3 protein-coding genes are annotated in these 1,184 nt (G+C 70.5%); all 3 read right to left on the reverse strand.

Annotated features, from left to right (window positions below; translation table 11 throughout):
* A partial coding sequence (locus sphst_RS13690; RefSeq protein ID WP_234387655.1) for a deaminase occupies positions 1 to 253 on the reverse strand: 253 nt, incomplete at its 3' end.
* A gap of 2 nt (positions 254 to 255) precedes the next feature.
* The gene (locus sphst_RS13695) at positions 256 to 603 is read right to left on the reverse strand and encodes a hypothetical protein (RefSeq protein WP_031396092.1); all 348 of its coding nucleotides are present in this window, start codon (positions 601 to 603) and stop codon (positions 256 to 258) included.
* Between the two features lie 104 nt (positions 604 to 707).
* Positions 708 to 1,184: energy transducer TonB (locus sphst_RS13700; protein WP_199848979.1), on the reverse strand; the 477-nt coding region annotated here is incomplete at its 5' end.

The following is a 1,184-nucleotide window of genomic DNA, read 5'->3' on the forward strand; positions in this document are numbered from 1 at the left end:
ACGCCGGCCCGCGCGGTGATTCATGCGCGCAGGGCTCGAGCGTCACATAGGCCGTGGCTCCCCGCGCCTTCGCGCCAGCCTGCGCCAGTGCCATCGCCTCGGCATGCGGCCGACCGCCAGCTTGCGTCCAGCCGCGCCCGAGGACGCGCCCGTCCGCAACGATCACGCAGCCGACACAAGGGTTGGGTGCCGTCCGCCCACGTCCCCGCGCAGCTAGCGCCAGCGCTGCCCCGACAAACCGGCCGGATTCGATGGTCAGATCCCCAGCGCCTTCAGCTTGTCGTCCATCCGCTTGAACGACGCGCGGGTTTCCTCCTCGCGCTTCTTCTGCTCAGCCAGGCGCGCGGCCTTGATCGGCGCGTCGATCTTCTGCTGCGCGACGATCTGCGCATCGGTGCGATCCGCGGGCCATTGCTCGACATAGACGATGTTCGGCCGATACTCGCGCTCGGCATAGCTGTCCTTCGAGAAGGCGTAGATCAGGAAGCCCGTGACGAGCATCGCCAGCGCAAGAAAGCCAAGCTCGTACGGCTGCCGGCCCCGGAGGAACAGGCGGAGGTCGCGATAGGCGCGGACCGGCGAGAAACGACTGAAAGAGCCCATCGCGCAAAGATAGGCATGCAGGCCCCCCAAGGCCAGTACCTTGGGCGACGACCCGGGGGGCCCGACCTGCAGGCCCATCCTTGCGACGGGTCGCCGCCCGCGGTTCAGTTTTCCAGCACGAACGACAGGTTCATCGTCTTCCACGCCTCGACCGCGACCCCGTCGCGCGTCGCCGGCCTGAACCGCCACTTCGTCAGCGCCCGGTCCAGCGTCGCGCGATAGAAGGCGTCGCTGGTGGCGGTGACCCGCTCGACCTGTTTCACGCGCCCGTCCGCGCCGATCAGCACGCGCAGGACGACTCGCCCCTCGCGCCCGGCCCGGCGTTCCTCGGACGGATAACCCGGCTGGAAATCCGCGGCATAGCGCGGGTCGATGCCCGGCTGGACGAACAGGGGCGACGGCTTGGGCGGATCGACCGCCACGCTTCCCGTGCCCGTGCCGACGACGTCGATCGGCGGGGTGAAGGGCAGGGGGTCCGGCACGACCTCGAACCCTTCGGTGGCCGGCGTCGGCACCTGCCGGACCGGTGCGTCGGGCCGCGGCGCGGGGCGCGGCTGCTGGCGGACCAGCGGATCGGCGGG

The sequence above is a fragment of the Sphingomonas sp. STIS6.2 genome, from assembly GCF_000732685.2.
Lineage (GTDB): Bacteria > Pseudomonadota > Alphaproteobacteria > Sphingomonadales > Sphingomonadaceae > Sphingomonas > Sphingomonas aerolata.

What these genes read in the sequence shown, in the direction of transcription:
- sphst_RS13695 (WP_031396092.1), bottom strand. Translation starts at nt 603, where the DNA reads ATGGGCTCTTTCAGTCGTTTCTCGCCGGTCCGCGCCTATCGCGACCTC.